The following is a 20,349-nucleotide window of genomic DNA, read 5'->3' on the forward strand; positions in this document are numbered from 1 at the left end:
AGGACTGCTCGTGGAGGCAGTCCGGGAGTCTTGCATGTCTGATAACAGCGCTTGCGCAGCTACTGAAACGACCTTCGACCCACGGGCCTTTCGCCGGGCACTGGGTAATTTTGCCACCGGGGTGACCGTGGTGACCGCCTCCACCGACACCGGGCGCAAGGTCGGCGTGACGGCCAACAGCTTCAACTCGGTGTCCCTCGATCCGCCTCTGGTGCTGTGGAGCATCGACAAGCGCTCCAGCAGCCACGAGGTGTTCGAGCAGGCCAGCCATTTCGCGGTCAACGTATTGGCGGCGGACCAGATCGACCTTTCCAACAACTTCGCCCGTCCCAAGGAAGATCGCTTCGCCGAGATCGAATTCGAACCGGGCGAGGGTGGCGCGCCGGTATTCGCCGATTGCTCGGCGCGCTTTCACTGCGAAAAGTACCAGCAGGTGGACGGTGGCGATCACTGGATCATGATTGGCAAGGTGGTAGCCTTCGACGATTTCGGTCGCTCGCCGCTGCTCTATCACCAGGGCGCCTACTCCATGGTTTTGCCCCACACCCGCATGACCAAACGCGATGACAGCCAACCGCCAAGCAGCCAGTTCCAGGGACGCCTCAGCCACAATCTGTACTACCTGATGACCCAGGCGGTGCGGGCCTATCAGGCCAGTTACCAGCCACGGCAGCTGTCCACCGGCCTGCGCACCAGCGAGGCGCGGATGCTGATGGTACTGGAGAACGACGCCGGCCTGAGCCTGGACGATCTGTTGCGGGAGGTGGCGATGCCTGTCCGGGAAATCGATGAAGCGGTGGCCAACCTCAAGCGCAAAGGGCTGGTCAACGACGATGACAGTCGCGTGCGCCTGACCGCCGCCGGTATCGAGCAGACCGAAGACCTCTGGGCGATTGCCCGGGAGCAGCAGGACATGGTCTTCGCCGATTTCAGCGAAGAGCAGATCGATACCTTCAAGACGGTATTGAAGAAGTTGATCAGCCACTGCTGATTACCCATCGAACTTTTACGGCGCCTCAGGGCGCCGTTTTTTATGCGCGTCCGGTTCTTCGCCCTGCGACAAAGTTCCACGCATGGATTCCGGATTTTAGTTAAACTGTTAACTATTAATTGCCGCGAACCTGATTCGATGCTCAAACCACGCCAGTCATTGACCCTGACCTTGCTCCAGGCCCGCGAAACTGCCATGGGCTTCTTTCGCCCATCCCTCAATCAACAGGGTTTGACCGAGCAGCAATGGCGGGTCATTCGAATCCTTAGTCAGCAAGGTGAACTGGAAATCAATCGCCTGGCCGAGCTGGCCTGCATCCTCAAGCCGAGCATGACCGGTGTGTTGGTGCGCATGGAGGCGGCCGGCATGGTCAGCCGGCGCAAGGCCGAACAGGACCAGCGACGGGTGCTGGTGCGTCTAGCTGAGAAGGGGGAGGCGTGCTTCAGCTCGATGAGCCAGAGCATGGAGGAGAATTATCAACGGCTGCAGGCGGGGTTCGGCGAGGAGAAGTTGCAGACGCTGCTGGCGTTGCTCAACGAGTTGAAGGCGCTCAAGCGCTAGGCAGCGTCAGCCACCCCAGGCCGTGAGCGAATGGACACTCAAGACCTGCGATGGTTTTTTTTACAGCGCTTTGAAGTGACTCAGGCCTGGCCGATTCCCAGGCACATGTACTTCTGCTCGATGTAGTCATCGATCCCGTACTTCGAGCCTTCCCGGCCCAGACCCGATTGCTTGATCCCGCCGAATGGCGCCACTTCGGTGGAAATCAGCCCTTCGTTGACCCCGACCATGCCGTACTCCAGCGCCTCGCTGACACGCCAGGCGCGCCCCAGATCCCGAGTGTAGAGGTAGGACGCGAGGCCGAACTCGGTGTCATTGGCCATGGCAATCGCCTCGGCTTCGGTGTCGAAGCGGAACACCGGGGCCAACGGGCCAAAGGTTTCGTCCCGCGCCACCAGCATCGCCGGGGTCACGTCGCCCAGCACCGTGGGTTCGAAGAAGTTACCGCCCAGAGCATGGGATTTTCCACCGGCAAGCACAGTGGCGCCTTTACTCAAGGCGTCGCCGATATGTTCTTCGATCTTCGCCACCGCCTTGGCGTTGATCAGCGGGCCCTGTTGGGCGCCGTCCTCATCGGCCGGGGCCACTTTCAGCGCATTGACTGCCGCCACCAGGCGCCGGGTGAACTCATCGTAGACACTGTTCTGTACCAGCAGCCGATTGGTGCAGACACAGGTCTGGCCGCTGTTGCGGAATTTCGAGCCGATGGCGCCTTGAACCGCGGCATCCAGGTCGGCGTCGTCGAACACAATGAACGGCGCGTTGCCGCCCAGTTCGAGGCTGACTTTCTTGATGGTTTGCGCGCACTGGGCCATCAACACTTTGCCGATGCCGGTAGAGCCGGTGAACGAGACTTTCTGCACCGCCGGATTGGCGGTCATCTCGGCGCCGATTTCACGGGCACGGTTGCCGGTGACAATGTTCAGCACCCCGGCAGGAATACCCGCGCGCTCAGCCAGTTCGGCCAGGGCCAGGGCCGACAACGGCGTTTCCGATGCCGGTTTGACCACCACGGTGCAGCCTGCGGCCAGTGCCGGGCCGACTTTGCGGGTGATCATGGCGTTGGGGAAGTTCCACGGTGTGATTGCGGCGACCACGCCGATGGCCTGCTTGATCACCACCAGGCGGCGGCCTTGTTTGTCGTGGGGGATCACGTCGCCATAGATGCGCTTGGCCTCTTCGGCGAACCATTCGATGAAGCTGGCGCCGTAGGCGATTTCGCCACGGCTCTCGGCCAGCGGCTTGCCCTGTTCCAGGCTGAGCAGGCGGGCCAGGTCTTCCTGGTTGGCCATGATCAAATCAAACCACTTGCGCAACAGCGTGCTGCGCTCCTTGGCGGTCCTGGCACGCCAGGCGGGCAGGGCGGCTTCGGCGGCCGCGATGGCCCGGGCGGTCTCGGCCTGGCCGAGGGCGCTTACTTCGGCGATGGTTTCGCCATTGGCCGGGTTGGTCACTTCGAAACGTGTGCCGTCATCGGCCTCGATCCATTGGCCATTGACGTAAGCCTGTTCGCGAAGCAGTTTCAAATCATTTAGTTTCATCGGACTTCTCAACATATCAGTACACGCCGCTGGAGCTGGTAGGCGCTGGTGCATCTTTGAATGTGGCGGCGAGAGTTTGCAGACCGCGCATCAGAACGGTGGTGTCGACGCCGACAGCCACGAACGCCGCGCCCAGATCGATGTAACGCTTGGCCAGTTTCTGATCGGCACTGAGAATGCCGGCGGCCTTGCCGGCTTTCTGGATGCGCAGGATCGCGTCTTCGATCGCCGCCTGAACTTCGGGGTGCCCCGGGTTGCCGCGATGGCCCATCGAAGCGCTTAAGTCCGCCGGGCCGATAAACACCCCGTCGACGCCTTCAACGGCGGCGATGGCATCCAGTTGGGCCAGGCCTTCACGGTTTTCGATTTGAACCAGCAAGCACATCTGTTCGTCGGCTTTATCCAGATAGCCGGGGATGCTGTTCCACCGTGAAGCGCGGGCTAGTGCGCTGCCCACGCCGCGGATGCCCCGGGGCGGGTAGTGAATGGCACGAACCAGCTCGCGGGCCTGTTCCGCGCTTTCCACCATCGGCACCAGTAAGGTTTGCACGCCGATATCCAGCACTTGCTTGATCAGCGCGGTGTCGCCGATCACCGGGCGGATGATCGGGTGGCTGGCGTAGGGTGCGACGGCCTGCAACTGGCCGAGCATGCCGCATAAATCGTTAGGCGCGTGTTCGCCGTCGATCAGCAGCCAGTCGAAACCGGCGTTGGCGGCCAGTTCGGCACAATAGGCGTCGGCGAGGCCCAGCCACAGACCGATCTGCGCCTCGCCGCTGTTCAGGCGTTGTTTGAAGGTGTTAATGGGCATTTCCATAGAACTGTCCTCCAGGAATCAGACGAAGCGGCAGGAGATGGAACCCAGCATGTCGTAGTCGACATGGAAGGTGTCGCCGGGGTTTGCCGCCACCGGACGGGTGAAGGAACCGCCGAGAATGATTTGCCCCGGTTGCAGGGTGACGTCATAGGCCGCGAGCTTGTTCGCCAGCCAGGCCACGCCCTTGGCCGGGTGGTTGAGCACAGCGGCGGAGACGCCGGATTCTTCGATGACGCCATTGCGATAGAGCACGGCCGGCACCTTGCGCAGGTCGATGTCAGTCGGACGCAACGCGCGCCCCCCCATCACCACACCGGCGTTGGCGGCGTTGTCGGAAATGGTGTCGAACACCTTGCGGGTCGCCTTGGTCTGCGGATCAACCTGCTGGATGCGCGCGTCAATGATTTCCAGCGCCGGGATTACCCACTCGGTGGCGTCCAACACATCGAACACAGTGACATTAGGCCCCTTCAACGGCTTGCCGAGAATGAATGCCAGTTCGACTTCCACCCGTGGCACGATAAAGCGTTCGAAAGGGATGTCGGTACCTTCGTCAAACAGCATGTCATCGAGCAGCGCGCCGTAGTCCGGCTCGGTGATGTTGGAGGACACCTGCATGGCGCGTGAGGTCAGGCCGATCTTGTGCCCGACCAGCTTGCGACCATCCTTGATTTTTTGGGCCACCCAGGCGCGTTGAATGGCATAGGCGTCTTCGATGGTGATCTCTGGATGGTCCAGGGAAAACTGACGTACCTGTTCACGCGAGCGCTCGGCGTGGTCGAGGCGGGCAGCGGCTTGCTGGATAAGGTTTTGATCGAGCATGACGAAAATCTCTTACTGGGGATTGACGATGGAAGCTTTGGTACGCAGCACCAGAAAGCCGCCGAAGGCGATGAGCAACGCCAGGACATAGAGGGCCAGGCTGGCGCTTTGGGTGGTGTCGCGCATCCAGCCGATCAGGTACGGCGCGAAGAACGACGCGATGCTGCCGAACGAGCTGATCAGCGCAATGCCGGCCGCCTGAGTGCTGTTGGAAAGGAAGGCTGGCGGCAGTTGCCAGAACATCGGCAGGGCCGCGCTGGCGCCCATGCCGGCGATAATCAGACCGCCCAGTACCAGGCTCGGGTTAGTGGGCGACAACCCGGCGACGGCGATGCCCACCGCGGACATCAGCAACGGTACGCACAGGTGCCAGCGACGCTCACGGTTGCGGTCGGACGAACGTCCGCAGCCGATCATGAAGAAACAGCCCGCCAGATAAGGCACGGCACTGAGCAGACCGACTTTGCCGTCGCTGCCGATACCCGCGCCGTGAATCAGCGTGGGCATCCAGAACGCCAGGGTGTTGACCGCCAGCATTACCGCGAAGTACACCGCGACCAGCAGCCAGACCTGCGGATCGCGCACGATCCCACCGAAGGAGGTGATGGATTTACGTTGTTCCTCGCTGTTCAATTGCGCGTGCAGGTTCTGTTTCTGCTCGGGGCTGAGCCACTTCACGGTTTCGAAGCTGTCCGGCAGGCACTTGAGAACGACCAGGCCCAGCAGGATTACCGGTGCACCTTCGATCAGGAACATCCACTGCCAGCCCCGCAGTCCACCGAAGTCATGGAGGTTTTCGAGAATTGCGCCGGACAACGGTCCGCCAACCACGCCTGCCATGGGGACGGCAATGGCGAACAGGGCCGTCACTTGAGCGCGGCGACGGGCCGGGTACCAGCGGTTGAGGAACACCAGGATCCCGGGAAAGAAACCGGCTTCAGCCACGCCCAGCAGAAAGCGCAGGACATAGAAACCGCTGGAGCTTTCGATCCACAACATACTGGTCGAAAGCACACCCCAGACCACCATCAGAATGGCGATCCAGCGGCGCGGTCCGACCCGGTCCAGGGCCATGTTGCTTGGTACGCCGGACAGCGCATAGGCAATGAAGAACAGTCCGGCACCAAAGCCATAGACGGTGTCGCTGAAGTGCAGGTCGGTACTCATCTGCATCTTGGCGAAGCCAATGTTGATCCGGTCCAGGTGGGCGAACAGGTAGCAGATCAGCAACAACGGCATCAGCCGCCAGGTGATGGTGCTGTGGGTTCGGTCGTGTTCGGCAGTAGCGATGCTATCGGCGGTATTGGCTGTGCTCATGATTTTATACTTTTTGTGGGAGAGGCCGTTGACGGAAGGAGGGCGTGGATCAGCCCGCCTGGTTCTTCAAGAAGGCATGCACATTGTTCTGCTTGAAATTCAGTTCGGGGTGCAGTTCGATCATCTCGAACGACAACGCCAGCAGGCGCTGTGCCTGCAATTGGGCGAAGTGTTCAGTGATGACGCTGAACAACTGTTCGGCGACTTTCTGCCGGGTTGACAGGTCGCGACCGTGACCGACCTTGAGGGTCATATGGACGAAGGCGTAATCGTGCTTGCCGTCAGCCATGCGCCAGGTGTCCAGGCGCACGCCGCGGCTGCGGATGCCGCCCAGGGGAAACACACCGCTGGCGCCCAGGGTGTCGTGGACTTTTTCGAACAGGCCCGGCAGATCGGCCTGCTGCTCAATGTTGTCGGTGTATTCAGCAATGAAATGTGGCACGCAGTGCTCCTTGGCGCCGCACGGCCCGTAAGCCGTGCGGTGTGACATTCAGAGAGGAAAGATGGCGTTGAGTTGGCCGGTGCCGGAGCTGCCGAAGGGCTCGGTGATGATCTCGGCCGGCTTGTTGTACTCAGGCCCGCCCAGCAGACCGAGGAGCATCGCGGTGTCGTGCATCTTGCCTTCGCCGAAACAGTGTTCGGCGTAATCCGGCAGCATCGCGCAGAACTCCTTGAAACGCCCCTGACGCCACATCTCCACCACATGCAGGTCCACCTGCTTGTCGAACTCGCGGGTCCAGTTGTGGATGTTGGCTTCGGCTTCGCGGTCGTTGGAGAACCGGTGCGACAACGAGCCGGATGCCAGGACCAGCACCTTGCGGTCGCTTTTCTCGATGGCCCGGCGCACGGCGGCGCCAAAGGCGAAACTATCTTCCAGGCGGTGCCAGGCGCACCAGGCAGCGATGGAAATCACCTTGAACTTCTGCTCTTCGGGGACATCCATGTGCATGTAGCGCATGGGCACCAGGGTGCCGTATTCCAGCTCCAGGCTCGGGATGTTGTGAGCCAGGGTACGCACGCCAGCCTCATTGGCCTCGGCGGCGATCAGCTCACCCAGTTCCGGGAAGCCCGGGTAGTCGTACTCCATGTTCTTGATGAAGTGCGGCAACTCGTTGCTGGTATAGGTGCCTTTGAAATGCTCGCCACAGTTGACGTGGTAGGCACTGTTGACCAGCCAATGCACGTCGAATACCACGGCGGTATCGGCGCCCAGCTCACGGGCCCTGCGGCCGATTTCCTTGTGTCCGGCAATCGCCGCTTCACGGCAACCGTGGTGCTTGCCGGGGAGTTCCGACAGGTACATCGAGGGTACGTGGCAGATTTTTGCAGCCAGGACGACTTCGCCCATGATGACTCTCCTGAAATTGTTGTTGTTCGTTCAGTCGATCGCGGCAGGCGCCGGCTGCGATGGGCCGATGCGCGACCCCTCGCAGCCGGCGGCAACCAAAACGGCTGCTTACAGGCCCCAGCGCGGGATGTGATGGCTGCCCATGGAGATACAGACGTTCTTGATCTCGGCGAATACTTCGAAGCTGTACTGACCACCCTCGCGACCGGTACCGGAACCCTTCACACCGCCGAACGGCTGACGCAGGTCGCGCACGTTCTGGCTGTTGATGAACACCATGCCCGCTTCGATGCCATAGGCCAGACGGTGAGCCTTGCCGATGTCCTGGGTCCAGATGTAGGACGCCAGGCCGTATTCGGTATCGTTGGCCAGTTGCAGGGCTTCGGCTTCGTCCTTGAACGGGATCAGGCACACCACCGGGCCGAAGATTTCTTCCTGGGCGATGCGCATCTTGTTGTTCACGTCGGCGAACACCGTCGGCTGGATGAACTGACCCTTGCTCAGGTGCGCCGGCAAGTTGGCCGGGCGTTCCAGGCCGCCGGCGAGGAGGGTGGCGCCTTCCTCGATGCCGATCTTGATGTAGCCGGTGACCTTGTCGTAGTGGGCCTGGGTGATCATCGAGCCGACCTGGGTTTTCGGGTCTTGCGGATCACCGACGATCAGGCGTTTGGCCCGGGCCGCAAACTCGGCGACGAACTGCGGGTATACGCTTTCCTGGATGAAGATCCGGCTACCGGCGGTGCAGCGTTCGCCGTTGAGCGAGAAGATGGTGAACAGCGCGGCGTCGAGGGCGCGTTCCAGGTCCGCGTCTTCGAAAATCAGCACCGGCGACTTGCCGCCCAGTTCCATGGAGTACTTTTTCAGGCCGGCGGTCTGCATGATTTTCTTGCCGGTGGCGGTGCCGCCGGTGAAGGAAATCGCCCGCACATCCGGGTGGCGAACCAGCGCATCGCCGGCGGTCGCGCCGTAGCCCTGGATCACGTTCAGGACACCGTTTGGAATACCGGCCTCGACCGCCAGACGCCCCAGTTCATTGGCGGTCAGCGGCGACAGTTCGGACATCTTCAGCACGGCGGTATTGCCCAGCGCCAGGCACGGCGCGGTCTTCCAGGTGGCCGTCATGAACGGCACGTTCCACGGTGACACCAGGCCGCAGACACCCACCGGTTGATAGAGGGTGTAGTTGAGCATCTGGTCGTCGACCGGGTAGGTGTGACCATCCATGCGGGTGCAGACTTCGGCGAAGAAATCGAAGTTGTGCGAGGCGCGGGGGATCAGCACGTTCTTGGTCTGGTGAATCGGCAGGCCGGTGTCCAGGGTTTCCAGCTCGGCCAGGCGCGGCACGTTCTGCTCGATCAACTCACCGAGCTTGCGCATCAGGCGGGCACGTTCCTTGGCCGGGGTGTTGGCCCACTTTGGAAAGGCTTCCTTGGCGGCCGCAACGGCCTGGGCGACTTCTTCGGCACCGCCGCTGGCGACTTCGCCGATGGCTTCACCGGTGGCCGGGTTGTAGTTGACGAAGGTGTCTTTGCTTTCGACCTCACGGCCGTTGATCCAGTGTTTGATCATGTTGCTCAAGCCTCTTTCCGGGCGGAGAAGAATTCCGCTTCGCTAACGATTCGATTGACCAGGCGGCCGACACCTTCGACTTCCACGATGACTTCATCCCCCGGCACCACATCGGCCAGGCCTTCCGGCGTGCCGGTGGCGATCATGTCGCCGGGTTGCAGGGTCATGAAGCTGGACAGGTATTCGATCAGGTAAGGGATGTCGAAAATCATGTCGGAGGTCGAACCTTCCTGACGCAACTCACCGTTGATCCAGGTGCGCAGTTTCAGGTTGCCTGGATCCGGCACATCGGCGACATCGACGATGTAAGGGCCGACCGGCGTGGTGGCGTCACGGTTTTTCACCCGCAGGTTGGGGCGGTAGTAGTTCTCGAGGTAGTCGCGGATGGCGTAGTCGTTGCACACCGTGTAGCCAGCGAGGTACTCCAGCGCGTCTTCGCGCTTGACGTTGCGCGCCGGCTTGCCGATGACGGCGACCAGTTCACACTCGTAGTGCATGTAGGCGACGTTGTCAGGACGCCAGGTAGTCTGGTTGTGGCCGGTGTAGGTGCCGGGGGATTTGATGAATGCCAGGGGCTCGGTCGGCGGCTTGAAGGCCAGCTCGGCAGCGTGGTCGGCGTAGTTCAAGCCCAAGGCGAACATGCTGCCGGTGGCCGGTGGCAGCCACTCGACCTGGTCTTCTGTCAGCAGGCGGCCGTCGGCCAGGCGCACGGCATTGTGCTCCTCGACGTGGACGAGGTGGACTTCACCTTCAAAGCGGATACGGGCGTGTTTCATGGAAGCTCCTGTTACTCGGCCACGATGTGGTTGACGAGGCGGCCCAGGCCGCTGATTTCGACTTCGACGGTGTCGCCGGGCTGAACATCGACACGGCCTTCAGGGGTCCCGGTGATCAGCACATCACCTTCGTGGAGGGTCATGAACTCACTGATCTCGGCGATCAGTTGGGGAATGCTGCGGACAAAGTTGGCCGTGGAGTTTTCCTGGCGCAACTCGCCGTTGATGAACAGTTTCAGGCTCAGCTGATGTGGATCGGCAACCTGGTCACGGGCCACCAGTTCCGGGCCCAGTGCGCAGAAACCGTCACGGCACTTGGCCTTGACGGCGGGGCGGTAGTAGCTGTCTTCCGGCAGGCTGAATTCGTTGACGATGGTGTAGCCGGCTACATGTTCCAGCGCCTGCTCAACACTGACGCGGCTGGCGCTTTTGCCGATCACCACGCCCAATGCCGGGCCCGGTTGCAGACGTTCACCGTGCGGATAGAGCACGGTGCCGTCCTGGCCATTGCGGGTATTGGGCGTCTTGACGAACAGCACCGGTTTGACCGGTGGTTTCTGATAAGGCGCCTGTTCGAATTCGGCGATACGTTGGTTCAGCAACCCTTGATAGTTCAGCGCAACGCCGAACAGGGTGCCGTTCGCAACATCATGCAGGGCACGGCTCATGCTTTTCTCCTGGCAGTGGCGGGGCAGTGACTGCCCCACGCAATATTTGTTAACCTGTTAACTTTATAATTAATATGTTAACGATCGTCAAGCGTAGCGAAATCCCTCCACAGTGGATGGCCGCCTGAAAACGGCGCAGGATGAAGGCCCTTGCACTGTTAACATCCAAACAAGTAAGAGAGCCGAGCGATGATCGATCGTCAGCCGATTCCCAATATCAACATCGGTCAGGTCTACGACCAACGCTACAGCGATGCCGAAGTGCACTACGACAAACTCGGCAACCTGGCGGAATTCTTCGGTCGCAATATGCCGGTGCACCGACACGACCGGTTCTTCCAGGTGCATTACGTGAAGAGCGGTGCGGTGCGGGTCTATCTGGATGACCAGCAATACCTCGAGTCGGGACCGATGTTTTTCTTCACGCCGCCAACCGTGACTCATTCCTTCGTCACCGAAGCGGACGCCGACGGGCATGTGTTGACGGTGCGCCAACAGCTGGTCTGGCATCTGATCGATGCCGACCCGAGCCTGGCGCCCGGCTCGCAGTTGCCGGCGGCCTGTGTGTCGCTCGCGCGGCTGGCGCCACAATTCCAGCCGGAGGTCCGGCGCCTGGAGTTTCTGTTCGAGGAACTGTGCAGCGAGATCAACGCCGAAGGGCCGGGGCGGGGAGCGGCCCTGGACAGCCTGACGCGATTGATCATGATCAGTCTGCTCAGGCTTTGCGCCAACTCCGTGGAAGCCCGTCCGGCGCGTCACGAAGATTTGCGGATCTTCCATCGCTTCAACGAGTTGATCGAAGATCATTACCTGCAGCACTGGTCCCTGTCGCGCTATGCCGACAGCATTGGTGTTACCGAGGCAAGGCTCAACGACGTCTGCCGGCGCATTGCCGACCTGCCGTCGAAACGGCTGATCCTCGAACGAATGATGCAGGAGGCCAAGCGCCTGTTGCTGTTCACCGGCAGTTCGGCCAATGAAATCTGCTACCAGCTGGGCTTCAAGGACCCGGCCTATTTCAGTCGGTTCTTCCAGCGTTATGCGCAGGTGACCCCTGGGGAATATCGCCTGCGGCAGTCGGGTTTGCGCTGAAGCAGTCATGTTCGCCTCTCGATGGGATTCGAGTGCCTGAGGAGCAATCATGGTCGCAGTCGGTGCCCTGAAAAATGGCTTTTACAGGGAACCGATTGCACTTTTCATGGGTTGGTTACCAGAGAGGCAGGCTGTAGCCGATGATGATCCGGTTTTCGTCGATGTCGCTGGTCAGGCCGTTGCTTGAGCGCAGAGTGGCGTTGCGTAATCGCACATTGACGTTCTTCAGCGGGCCGCTCTGCACCGTGTAGGCCAGATCGGTGTCACGCTCCCATTCCCGACCGTTACTCACCGTTGCGGTCTGCGCGTGAGTGCCGTCGACATAGCGCGTCATGAAGGTCAGGCCGGGCATGCCGAGGGCCGCGAAGTTGTAGTCGTAACGTGCCTGCCAGGCGTCGGTTTCGGCCTTGGTGAAGGTGTTGACCGTCACCAGGTTGACCGAGTACGGGTCCTGGCCCGGAAAGGCGAAGTCGCCATCACCGGAGAGGTTCTGATATCCCAGGCCGAACTTATGAGCGCCCACCGACAGGCTCAGCATGCCGTTGAAAAAGCGGTTGTCGAGCTTGCCGCCATCGACCCGGGATGCGCTGCGCAGTTTGTCGCTGCCTTGCTCTCGAGTATCGAAATAGCGAAGGTCGCTGCGCAGGTTCACACCTTCCGCCAAGGGCAGGTCATGCACCAGGCCGATGAAGTGCTGGCTGTAGATGTCCTGCATCTGGGCGTAGTAGTAGGTTGCCGCCAGGCGGGGATTGATCGCGTAAGTGCCACCGGCCAGATCGAGATGGCTGCTCTGGACGCCGGCGTAACTTATATCGTCATTACTGGAGGAGTCGCGCAGGTTCTGCTTGTCCAGGCGGCCCAGGTTCAGGGTCAGGCCGTCGACTTCCTGGGAGGTGACCAGTCCACCGCTGTAGGTCGATGGCAGCAGCCGAGTGTCGTTATAGGCGGCTACAGGTAATTGCGGCTGCAGGGTGCCGAGTTTCAGCACGGTCTTCGATGCTCGTAACTTGGCGGTCAGGCCCAGTTCACTGTAGCTGTCCTCGGGTTGCTGACTGGCGCCAAAGGGCAGCAATCCAGTGCCGCGACGATCACGGCTGGAGTCAAGTTTCACTCCGAGTTCGCCCAAGGCATCGACACCGAAACCGAGCTTGCCTTCGGTGTAGCCGGACTCCATGCGCAACACAAAACCCTGGGCCCACTCCTCGGCCTTGTTTTGTGGCGCGTTGCTCTGGCGAAAGTCCCGGTTCATATAGAAATTACGCAAGTCCAGGCTGGCTTTGCTGTCCTGGACAAAATCGGCGTGAGCGCTCAAGGGGATAAACGCGGCGCACAGGCCAGCGCTTGCCACCGTGCGAAGGGAGCACGAGTACATGAGAGGATTTCCTTTTGTTGTTTTTGTAGGCTTCACCCCTTGCTCAGCAACGGGGCCGGAATATTGTTAACATGTTATCTAATAATGGCGTAGTGATTTTTCGGTTTTTTGACCGGGGGGATGGATCTATAAGGGTTTTATTTGTGCCAAAGGCCATAATGATGTTTATAAATTAACGACATGCCGAAGGGGGCGCTGTTGCATGCACTCCGTTCCGACCCTAAGCTTCGTAGCTCCGATCTCTTTATGTGCGTGAATCATGCCGTCCCCCAGACCGTCCCTTACGCTCACCTTGTTGCAGGCCCGCGAAGCGGCCATGGCATTTTTCCGGCCGTTGCTCAACGAACATGATCTGACTGAACAGCAGTGGCGGGTGATTCGCATCCTGCGCCAGCAGGGCGAACTGGAAAGCCACCAGCTGGCTCATCTGGCATGCATCCTCAAACCCAGCATGACGGGTGTCCTGTCCCGGCTGGAGCGCGACGGAATCGTCCGGCGCAGGAAATCCTCGGAAGATCAGCGTCGGGTGTTCGTCGCCCTCACCGAGAAGGGGCAACAGTGTTTTGTCGAAATGAGTGCGGGGATGGAAAGCAACTACCTGATGATTCAGGAGCAGTTCGGTGAGGAGTCGCTTGAACAGTTGCTGGAGCTGCTGAACAAGCTGAAGAACATCAAGCCCTGACTGATGCATCGATACAACTGAGTTTGGCCCTGTGCATTCAGCGGTGGGCTCGCGCCGGCCCGGGCCGAGAAAAAACCAAATCCCCTGTCCGGGACTGGTTGATCACCACAAATCACTCAATCGCCAACGCCCATTCAGCAATGGTTTGACCAGGTGCCGGTTCACCAGCAGGCGCATTCAGCTCGCAGCGAATTAATGACAGCCGTTGATCTCAATGGCGCGGTACTCGCGAGCGGTTATGCCGTAACAGATGCGAAAGGCTTTGCTGAAGTGCGACAGGTCATTGAAGCCGAAGGCCATGGCCAGGGTGGAAATACTGCGCGTGGCCTGGGCCGGGTCGCGAAGGGCTGCGGCGACGGCTTCCAGTCGGCGACGCAATATCAGGCGTCCCAGGGAGGTCTGCTCGGCGCTCAGCAGCTGATTCAGGTAGCGGGGCGACAGGCGCAGCGCGCGGGCAACCTGTTCCGGGCTGAGGTCAGGGGCGCGCAGATTGGCGTCGATGTAAGTATGCATGCGGATCAGCGTGGCCGTCTTATGTTCGGAAAGGGGCAGCGGCACTTGGCTGAGGTTTTCGCTGACGGTGCTGCAGACCAGGTCGCTCAGGTGCTGGGCGATTACGCGACTGGAGGCGGGGGTCAATAAGGGAGCCTGACTGATCAGCTGTTTCACATAGGCGCTGAGTAGCGGGAACAACTGGCTGTTGTGTGACAGGTCGACGGCCGTGCTGCGATCGATGGCCACCACCTGACGACTGAGCAGTTCCCGCGGGAGGGTCAGCACGGCCAATTGGCAGGTCTCGGGGAAGTGCAGGTTGTAGGCGCGTGCGGCACTGCAGATCAGGCCTGAACCCGGCGCAAGGCCAACGCGCCGTCCGTCCTGCTCGGCGTAGAAGTGGCCGTCCAGGACGAGATTCAAGACCAGAGAGTCCGCGCCAGCCAGGTGCGTGTTGGCCGGCAAGCGGCGGGCACGGTGTGGCGAGGCCTGTATATGCGACAGGCGCAGGTCGCCGATTTGCCACCAGCTCAGCGAGGCAGAAAGTGGCTTTTGGTCGAGGAGGTCGAACTCCAGGGGTACAACCGGGTCGCGCACCATGTCGCGCCAGTAGGCCAGTCGTTCCCGGGCCGGTATCTCAAGGGTAGACAGGCATTGCTGGGGTTTACTTTCAGCGGGCGCGTATACGTGCATTTGAAGTCTTCCTCATGGGGCAGTCTGGAGAGGTAGAGCCTCACCGGCGCCTGGGGAAGGCGTCGTACGGCTGTTTTTTGTTGTTATTGGTTGTTATTGCCATCCCGGTACGCGACAGGGTGCCTATGAACATTACCGCATTGGCTGGCGATGGCAATGGCTGGTTCCCGCTCGGCACACTTCCACTTCCCGTATAGACAAATCCCTCTGGCGCGGCCCTTCCTCCACGCCGTGGGGTCTTCCGATTTTGCACAATCCTGGTTCTGTCTGAGCAAAGCGTCTCCCGTGCCGACGGCGCACGCTGTCGTCACTACGCCGGTATCCCACCGGATGCTCAGGAGATGGCAATGTCTGATGATACGCGCTCGATTCCCAGGCGCATGCCGGCCGACTGGCTGCCGCCGGTACCGGCCTGGTCGGCGCTGAGTCCGCACGAGGGCAGCCTGCGTATCGCCTATTACGGCGTGCAGACGCCGGACGGGGTGGGCAGTCCGGCGGTATCCGAGTTCCGGGCCTGGTTCATGACCTTGCTGGAGCAAGAAGGTGCTCCAGCGCATTGCGAGTACGCCGAGCTCACGGACGCCCGCGGCCATTACACCTGGATGGTAATCGCCTATTGGTTACAGGCCGATGACTATCACGGCTGGAGCACCAGTGCCGCTCATCAGGGCTACTGGCTGGCGCCGCAGCGCCTGCAAGGGGTATCCGGGGTGTTCCGCGAAGTGCTGCTGGTGCCGAGCGCGCGTTTCGAGACGCTGCAATCGAGTGTCGACGAGCGGGTCGGTGCCGCCAAGGTGTGTCCGGTGCTGCATGGACCGATTCGCGAACACAACTATTGGGGTGGGATGCGCGATCGGCTTACCGCCAGCGCTGAGGATTCGTTGCCGGGCACCGCTGCGGCGCCGCAGATCGATGCGCCAGCGGGCGCGGCGCGTGGACGGCGTTTGCGGGTGAGTGTCCCGCTGAACCTCGCAGTGATCCGGTCAGGACAGGCATTTGGCGAACTCCAGGGTGAGGAGCGTGTGCTTTATGGCGAGCGCATCGAGCCGGCGCTGCGCGACGGCATGGCGTTCCTGGCTGCTGATGGGCGTGATGTCGGCTGCCTGTCATGCCGCCTGCTGCGCGAGACCGACGCCACAGGCAAGACCTTGCCCCGCAGTTTCGGTCTGGCCCATTTCGTCTCTCTGCAGCATCTGGAGGACTGGGCGCACAGCCACCCGACCCACCTGCGTATCTACAGCGAATTTCTCTCCATGGCCAAGGCCCTGGGTGACCAGTTGCAGTTGCGCCTCTGGCATGAGGTGGCGGTGCTACCGGCCCAGGACCAGGTTTTCGAATACCTCAATTGTCATTTCGGCACTGGCCTGCTGGCCCAGGCCGTTTACCTACAACCCCAAGATACAGGAGTTCATTCATGAGCCTGGTTCATCCCCGCTACAAGGCCGCCGTGGTTCAGGCCGCGCCGGTATTTCTCGACCTCGACGGTACGGTAGACAAAACCATCGCCTACATCGAGGAAGCTGCCGCTCAGGGTGCCAGCCTGATCGCCTTCCCGGAGAACTGGATACCGGGCTACCCCTGGTGGATCTGGCTCGGTACCCCTGCCTGGGCCATTAGCCGCGGCTTCGTGCAGCAGTACTTCGACAACGCCCTGCACTACGACAGTCCTCAAGCAAGACGCCTGGAAGAAGCCGCGCGTGCCAATGGCATCTGCGTGGTACTCGGTCACGCCGAGCGCGACGGCGGCACCCTGTACCTGGGGCAGTGGATCATTGGAGCCGATGGCCAGACGATTTCTCGTCGCCGCAAGGTGCGCCCGACTCACGGCGAACGCACAGTGTTCGGTGAAGGCGATGGCAGCGATCTGGCCGTGCATGAGACCTCCCTGGGGCGTATCGGCGCGCTGTGCTGCTGGGAAAACGTCCTGTCACTGAACAAGTACGCCATGTTCTCGCAGCAGGAGCAGGTCCACATCGCGGCCTGGCCGGGATTTTCCACCTACGAGCCCTTTGCCGCGGCGCTGGGCTGGGAAGTCAACAATGCAGTCAGCCGCGTGTACGCGGTGGAGGGCGGGTGCTTCGTCCTGGCGCCTTGTTCGCTGATATCGCCAGAGATGTTCGAACTGCTCTGCGATACGCCGGACAAGCGCGAACTGACCCATGTCGGCGGTGGCCACGCGGTGATCTTCGGGCCTGACGGACGTGCCCTCTGCGACAAGCTTCCGGAAGACCAGGAAGGGCTGCTTTATGCCGAACTGGACCTGGGGTTGATCTCCCTCGCCAAGAACGCCATGGACCCGGTTGGCCACTATTCGCGGCCTGATGTGACCCGTTTGCTGTTCAACAACAGCAGGCAGCGGCCCGTCGAGCTTTTTTCCAGCCCTCTCGTCAGCCCGGTAGCGGCGTTGGAGCCAGGTACCGACGACCTTGAATGACCTGTCATTACCGATGTGACTCGTTTGCCGTTCAACAATAACAAACAACGGCCTACGGAGCCTTTTTCCGGCCCTCTCGCCAGTCCGGTGGCGGGGCTGGAGCCGGGTTTCGATGTTTTTTGAATGACCTGCCATTAAAACAACACTACAAGAGGCGTCTTCATTATGTTCAAAACGTTGGCGAAAAACCGACGCTCACCACACTTTCGGCGCGTCTCCACGCTGTCCCTGGCACTGCTCGGGGCGAGCGGCGCGCAGGCGTTCCCGATCGACAGCGGGGTTAGCGACCTGGAACTGCGCTGGGACAACACGCTGCGCTACAGCAATGCCTGGCGCTTGAACAAGATCGATGACAAGACTGCAGCCAGCGCCGATAACCCGAACCTCGATGACGGAGACCGTAACTTCGGTCGTGGCCTGATTTCCAATCGCCTCGATCTGCTCACCGAGTTCGATGCACGCTACAAGCGAGATTATGGTATGCGCCTGAGCGCGGCTGCGTGGTATGACTCTGTCTACAACGAGGACAACGACAACAATGGTCGTACCTTCGTCAACTCACGTTCGGTGGGCAGTGATCAGTTCACTTCCGAGACCGAGGAACTCCACGGGCGCAAGGCCGAGTTTCTCGATGCGTTCGTTTACGGACGTTTCGGATTGGGAGACACCAGCCTCAACCTGAAGGCCGGGCAATTCGCACAGATTTATGGCGAAAGCCTGTTCTTCGGAACCAATGCCATCGCCGCCGCGCAGCTATCGCCGGATGTGATCAAGGCGACTTCGGTGCCGGGCTCTCAGGTCAAGGAAATCATGATGCCGAGCAAGCAGCTCTCGGCGTCGTGGCAATTGAATGAGGACCTGACCGTAGGCGCCTACTATCAGCTCGAATGGCGTAAGGCGCGCCTCCCGGCGGCGGGCAGCTACTTCAGTTTTGCCGACTTCATCGACGAAGGTGGGGAGTCCTTGCTCACTCCGGTCGGACTGATGCTGCGTGGCAACGATCAGGAAGCCAGGGACTCAGGGCAGGGTGGGATGCAAGTCAAGTACAAGGCCGGTGACTACGAGTTCGGGTTGTATGCGGCTGTCTTCCATGACCGCTTCCCGCAGTTTTATGTGCGGCCGGATGAGGGCGACTATCAACTGGTCTATGGCGAAGACATTAAAACCTTCGGTGCCAGTGTCAGCACCCTGTTTGGCGAGACCAACGTTGCCGCCGAGGTGTCGGTTCGTCACAACATGCCTCTGGTGGCTACTGGTAACACGGTCGTCCTGCCGGCCGGCAGCACTGCCGACAACGACAACCATCCTGCTTATCCGGTAGGCAATACCCTGCATGCCAACCTCTCGGCCATCACCGTGTATCCAGCCAGCCCCTTCTGGGAGGGCGCCACGCTGCTCGGTGAGTTTGCCTTCAACCGGCGCTTGAGCGTCACCCGCAATGCCGATGCCCTCGACCCCAATGCCACCCGCGACGCCAGTGCGATTCGGGCGCAGTTTCAGCCGGAATACTTCCAGGTCCTGCCCCAGGTCGACCTGCAGGTGCCGGTCAACATCGGCTACGGCATCAGTGGGCGTTCCTCGGTCAACGGTGCCGCCTTCCCGGCCGAACACGGCGGCGATATCAGCGTCGGCCTGAAGGCCGACTACCAGAAAACCTGGTACGCCGCGCTCAACTATACGCATTTCTATGGCAGTGCCGGAGGGGTGGTCAACGGTGCCGCCGAGCTGAGCTACGACCAGGTCTATCGCGACCGCGATTTCGTCTCCTTCTCCATCCAGCGCAGTTTCTGATGAGGTCCCAAACCATGAACCTGAAACGCTACATTGTCTCCTCCATGCTGATCTCGCTGTGCGGTATTGGCGCTGCTGTCGCAGCGGTATCACCAGAGCAGGCGGCGCGCCTGCAGGGTAACTTGACCCCGCTGGGTGGCGAACGTGCCGGCAATGCCGATGGCAGCATTCCAGCCTGGAACGGTGGGTTTACCAAGGCTGTGCCTGGCCCGAGCGTAGGCGACATTCCCACCGCGCTGTTTGCCGACGAGAAGCCGATACTGCGTATCGACGCGAGCAACCTGCAGCAGCATCGCGACAAGCTGAGCGAGGGCACCATCGCCCTGATCCAGAAGTATCCGCAAAGCTACCACGTCAATGTCTATCCAACCCACCGCACTGCTGCCGCGCCTGACTGGGTGTATCGCAACACCGCGAAGAATGCCGTGTCCTGCCAACTCAGCGATGGTGCTGGGCCGGCGATGAAGGGCTGCTACGGCGGTACGCCGTTCCCCCTGCCGCAAAACGGCCGCGAAGCGATCTGGAATTTCTTGCTTCGCCTGGAACCGTCGACGATCGATCTTGGGTTCAAGAACATTGTGGTCTCGGGCGATGGTTCGCGCACTCTGGCCTCGCGTAACGATGAAGCCTTCCAGTTCCCCTACTACTACGGTGACGGCAGCGCAGAGAAATGGTCGGGGGAGTACTTCATGGTACGTTTCAGCACCACGGCCCCTTCTTTCAAGGTTGGCGAGTCGCTGGTGATCCGCGACAGCATCGATAGCAAGGTGCCTCGTCAGGCCTGGCAGTATCTGGTCGGACAGCGTCGGGTACGTCGCGCGCCGACCGTGGGTAACGACACCCCCGACTTCGTCGCTTCCGGCGCCAACTACTTCGACGAGGTGCGGGGCTTCCAGGGCTTCCCGGATCGCTATGAGTGGAAGCTGGTGGGCAAGCGCGAAATGTATGTCCCCTATAACACCAACGCCTTCCATGGCACCCGTGTGGATGATGCATTCAAGGGCAATCACCTGAATCCGGAGACCCTGCGCTGGGAGAAGCACCGTGTCTGGGAGATCGAGGCCAGTGTTGCCGCTGGCAAGCGCCATGCCGTGCCCAAGCGCCGCTTCTATCTGGATGAGGACACCTGGATGTTGACCCTGATGGATGGCTACGATGCCGAAGGCAATCTGTGGCGTACCGTGCAGGTACCGTCGTTCGTGGTGCCCAAGCTCCCCGGCGTGACGATGATGACCTCGGCGGTCTACAACCTTCAGGCGGGCACACTCAGCATGGTGCAGATGCTCAATGAAGAGAGCTACCGAATTGCCGAGCGCAAGCCGGAATTCTATTTCACAGGCGATGCGGTAGCGTCCGACGCCCTGCGTTGAGTCCGGTCCGGCG

19 protein-coding genes are annotated in these 20,349 nt (G+C 60.9%); 8 read left to right on the forward strand and 11 right to left on the reverse strand.

The genetic code is table 11. The features are described from left to right. Positions 1 to 34 precede the first annotated feature (34 nt). Positions 35 to 991: a p-hydroxyphenylacetate 3-hydroxylase reductase component gene (locus AC3ITY_RS15980; RefSeq protein ID WP_489310623.1), complete on the forward strand. Its 957-nt coding sequence runs from the start codon at positions 35 to 37 to the stop codon at positions 989 to 991. Positions 992 to 1,129: 138 nt separating this feature from the next. Next, complete coding sequence (gene hpaR / locus AC3ITY_RS15985) at positions 1,130 to 1,552, forward strand: homoprotocatechuate degradation operon regulator HpaR (protein ID WP_489310625.1); 423 nt, start codon at positions 1,130 to 1,132, stop codon at positions 1,550 to 1,552. Positions 1,553 to 1,632: 80 nt separating this feature from the next. Here hpaR (AC3ITY_RS15985) and AC3ITY_RS15990 read toward each other — a convergent pair whose 3' ends face one another. The 9 genes from AC3ITY_RS15990 to AC3ITY_RS16030 form a co-directional block, all read right to left on the reverse strand. After that, positions 1,633 to 3,093, reverse strand: coding sequence for an NAD-dependent succinate-semialdehyde dehydrogenase (locus AC3ITY_RS15990; protein ID WP_489310627.1), 1,461 nt, complete (start codon positions 3,091 to 3,093; stop codon positions 1,633 to 1,635). Positions 3,094 to 3,109: 16 nt separating this feature from the next. After that, positions 3,110 to 3,910 (reverse strand): 4-hydroxy-2-oxoheptanedioate aldolase, encoded by an 801-nt coding sequence (hpaI, locus tag AC3ITY_RS15995; protein WP_489310629.1) that lies wholly within the window; start codon positions 3,908 to 3,910, stop codon positions 3,110 to 3,112. An 18-nt stretch (positions 3,911 to 3,928) separates the two neighbouring features. Beyond that, complete coding sequence (hpaH, locus tag AC3ITY_RS16000) at positions 3,929 to 4,732, reverse strand: 2-oxo-hept-4-ene-1,7-dioate hydratase (RefSeq protein WP_489310631.1); 804 nt, start codon at positions 4,730 to 4,732, stop codon at positions 3,929 to 3,931. Positions 4,733 to 4,744: 12 nt separating this feature from the next. Continuing rightward, a complete protein-coding gene (locus tag AC3ITY_RS16005) occupies positions 4,745 to 6,049 on the reverse strand; it encodes an MFS transporter (RefSeq protein ID WP_489310633.1) in 1,305 nt (434 codons plus the stop codon). A 49-nt stretch (positions 6,050 to 6,098) separates the two neighbouring features. Then, positions 6,099 to 6,491, reverse strand: a complete 393-nt coding sequence (locus AC3ITY_RS16010; protein WP_489310635.1) for a tautomerase family protein — start codon at positions 6,489 to 6,491, stop codon at positions 6,099 to 6,101. A gap of 48 nt (positions 6,492 to 6,539) precedes the next feature. Next, the gene (hpaD, locus tag AC3ITY_RS16015) at positions 6,540 to 7,397 is read right to left on the reverse strand and encodes a 3,4-dihydroxyphenylacetate 2,3-dioxygenase (RefSeq protein ID WP_489310637.1); all 858 of its coding nucleotides are present in this window, start codon (positions 7,395 to 7,397) and stop codon (positions 6,540 to 6,542) included. A 108-nt stretch (positions 7,398 to 7,505) separates the two neighbouring features. Continuing rightward, positions 7,506 to 8,966 (reverse strand): 5-carboxymethyl-2-hydroxymuconate semialdehyde dehydrogenase, encoded by a 1,461-nt coding sequence (hpaE, locus tag AC3ITY_RS16020; RefSeq protein WP_489310889.1) that lies wholly within the window; start codon positions 8,964 to 8,966, stop codon positions 7,506 to 7,508. 5 nt (positions 8,967 to 8,971) lie between these two features. Next, positions 8,972 to 9,742, reverse strand: coding sequence for a fumarylacetoacetate hydrolase family protein (locus tag AC3ITY_RS16025; RefSeq protein WP_489310639.1), 771 nt, complete (start codon positions 9,740 to 9,742; stop codon positions 8,972 to 8,974). An 11-nt stretch (positions 9,743 to 9,753) separates the two neighbouring features. Continuing rightward, positions 9,754 to 10,410 (reverse strand): fumarylacetoacetate hydrolase family protein, encoded by a 657-nt coding sequence (locus AC3ITY_RS16030; protein WP_489310641.1) that lies wholly within the window; start codon positions 10,408 to 10,410, stop codon positions 9,754 to 9,756. A gap of 189 nt (positions 10,411 to 10,599) precedes the next feature. Between AC3ITY_RS16030 and hpaA the strand changes: the two genes are divergently transcribed. Continuing rightward, positions 10,600 to 11,502 (forward strand): 4-hydroxyphenylacetate catabolism regulatory protein HpaA, encoded by a 903-nt coding sequence (gene hpaA / locus AC3ITY_RS16035; RefSeq protein ID WP_489310643.1) that lies wholly within the window; start codon positions 10,600 to 10,602, stop codon positions 11,500 to 11,502. A 115-nt stretch (positions 11,503 to 11,617) separates the two neighbouring features. Here hpaA and AC3ITY_RS16040 read toward each other — a convergent pair whose 3' ends face one another. After that, the gene (locus tag AC3ITY_RS16040) at positions 11,618 to 12,874 is read right to left on the reverse strand and encodes an OprD family porin (RefSeq protein ID WP_489310645.1); all 1,257 of its coding nucleotides are present in this window, start codon (positions 12,872 to 12,874) and stop codon (positions 11,618 to 11,620) included. A gap of 259 nt (positions 12,875 to 13,133) precedes the next feature. On the opposite strand from AC3ITY_RS16040, the gene hpaR (AC3ITY_RS16045) reads away from it, so the two are divergent. Continuing rightward, positions 13,134 to 13,556 (forward strand): homoprotocatechuate degradation operon regulator HpaR, encoded by a 423-nt coding sequence (gene hpaR, locus AC3ITY_RS16045; protein ID WP_489310647.1) that lies wholly within the window; start codon positions 13,134 to 13,136, stop codon positions 13,554 to 13,556. Positions 13,557 to 13,748: 192 nt separating this feature from the next. Here the strand turns inward: hpaR (AC3ITY_RS16045) and AC3ITY_RS16050 are convergent, their stop codons facing one another. Then, the gene (locus AC3ITY_RS16050) at positions 13,749 to 14,741 is read right to left on the reverse strand and encodes an AraC-like ligand-binding domain-containing protein (RefSeq protein ID WP_489310649.1); all 993 of its coding nucleotides are present in this window, start codon (positions 14,739 to 14,741) and stop codon (positions 13,749 to 13,751) included. A 347-nt stretch (positions 14,742 to 15,088) separates the two neighbouring features. On the opposite strand from AC3ITY_RS16050, the gene AC3ITY_RS16055 reads away from it, so the two are divergent. From AC3ITY_RS16055 to AC3ITY_RS16070, 4 genes are all read left to right on the forward strand, one after another. Continuing rightward, entirely contained in the window at positions 15,089 to 16,159 is a 1,071-nt protein-coding gene (locus AC3ITY_RS16055) for a phenylacetaldoxime dehydratase family protein (RefSeq protein WP_489310651.1), read from the forward strand. Beyond that, a complete protein-coding gene (locus tag AC3ITY_RS16060; RefSeq protein WP_489310653.1) occupies positions 16,156 to 17,175 on the forward strand; it encodes a carbon-nitrogen hydrolase family protein in 1,020 nt (339 codons plus the stop codon). Before AC3ITY_RS16055 ends, AC3ITY_RS16060 begins: the two co-directional genes overlap by 4 nt. A gap of 165 nt (positions 17,176 to 17,340) precedes the next feature. Continuing rightward, a complete protein-coding gene (locus AC3ITY_RS16065; RefSeq protein ID WP_489310655.1) occupies positions 17,341 to 18,966 on the forward strand; it encodes a DUF1302 domain-containing protein in 1,626 nt (541 codons plus the stop codon). Between the two features lie 14 nt (positions 18,967 to 18,980). Beyond that, positions 18,981 to 20,336, forward strand: a complete 1,356-nt coding sequence (locus AC3ITY_RS16070) for a DUF1329 domain-containing protein (protein ID WP_489310657.1) — start codon at positions 18,981 to 18,983, stop codon at positions 20,334 to 20,336. The last annotated feature ends 13 nt before the right edge of the window (positions 20,337 to 20,349 follow it).

It is taken from the genome of Pseudomonas sp. GL_091 (assembly GCF_057837725.1).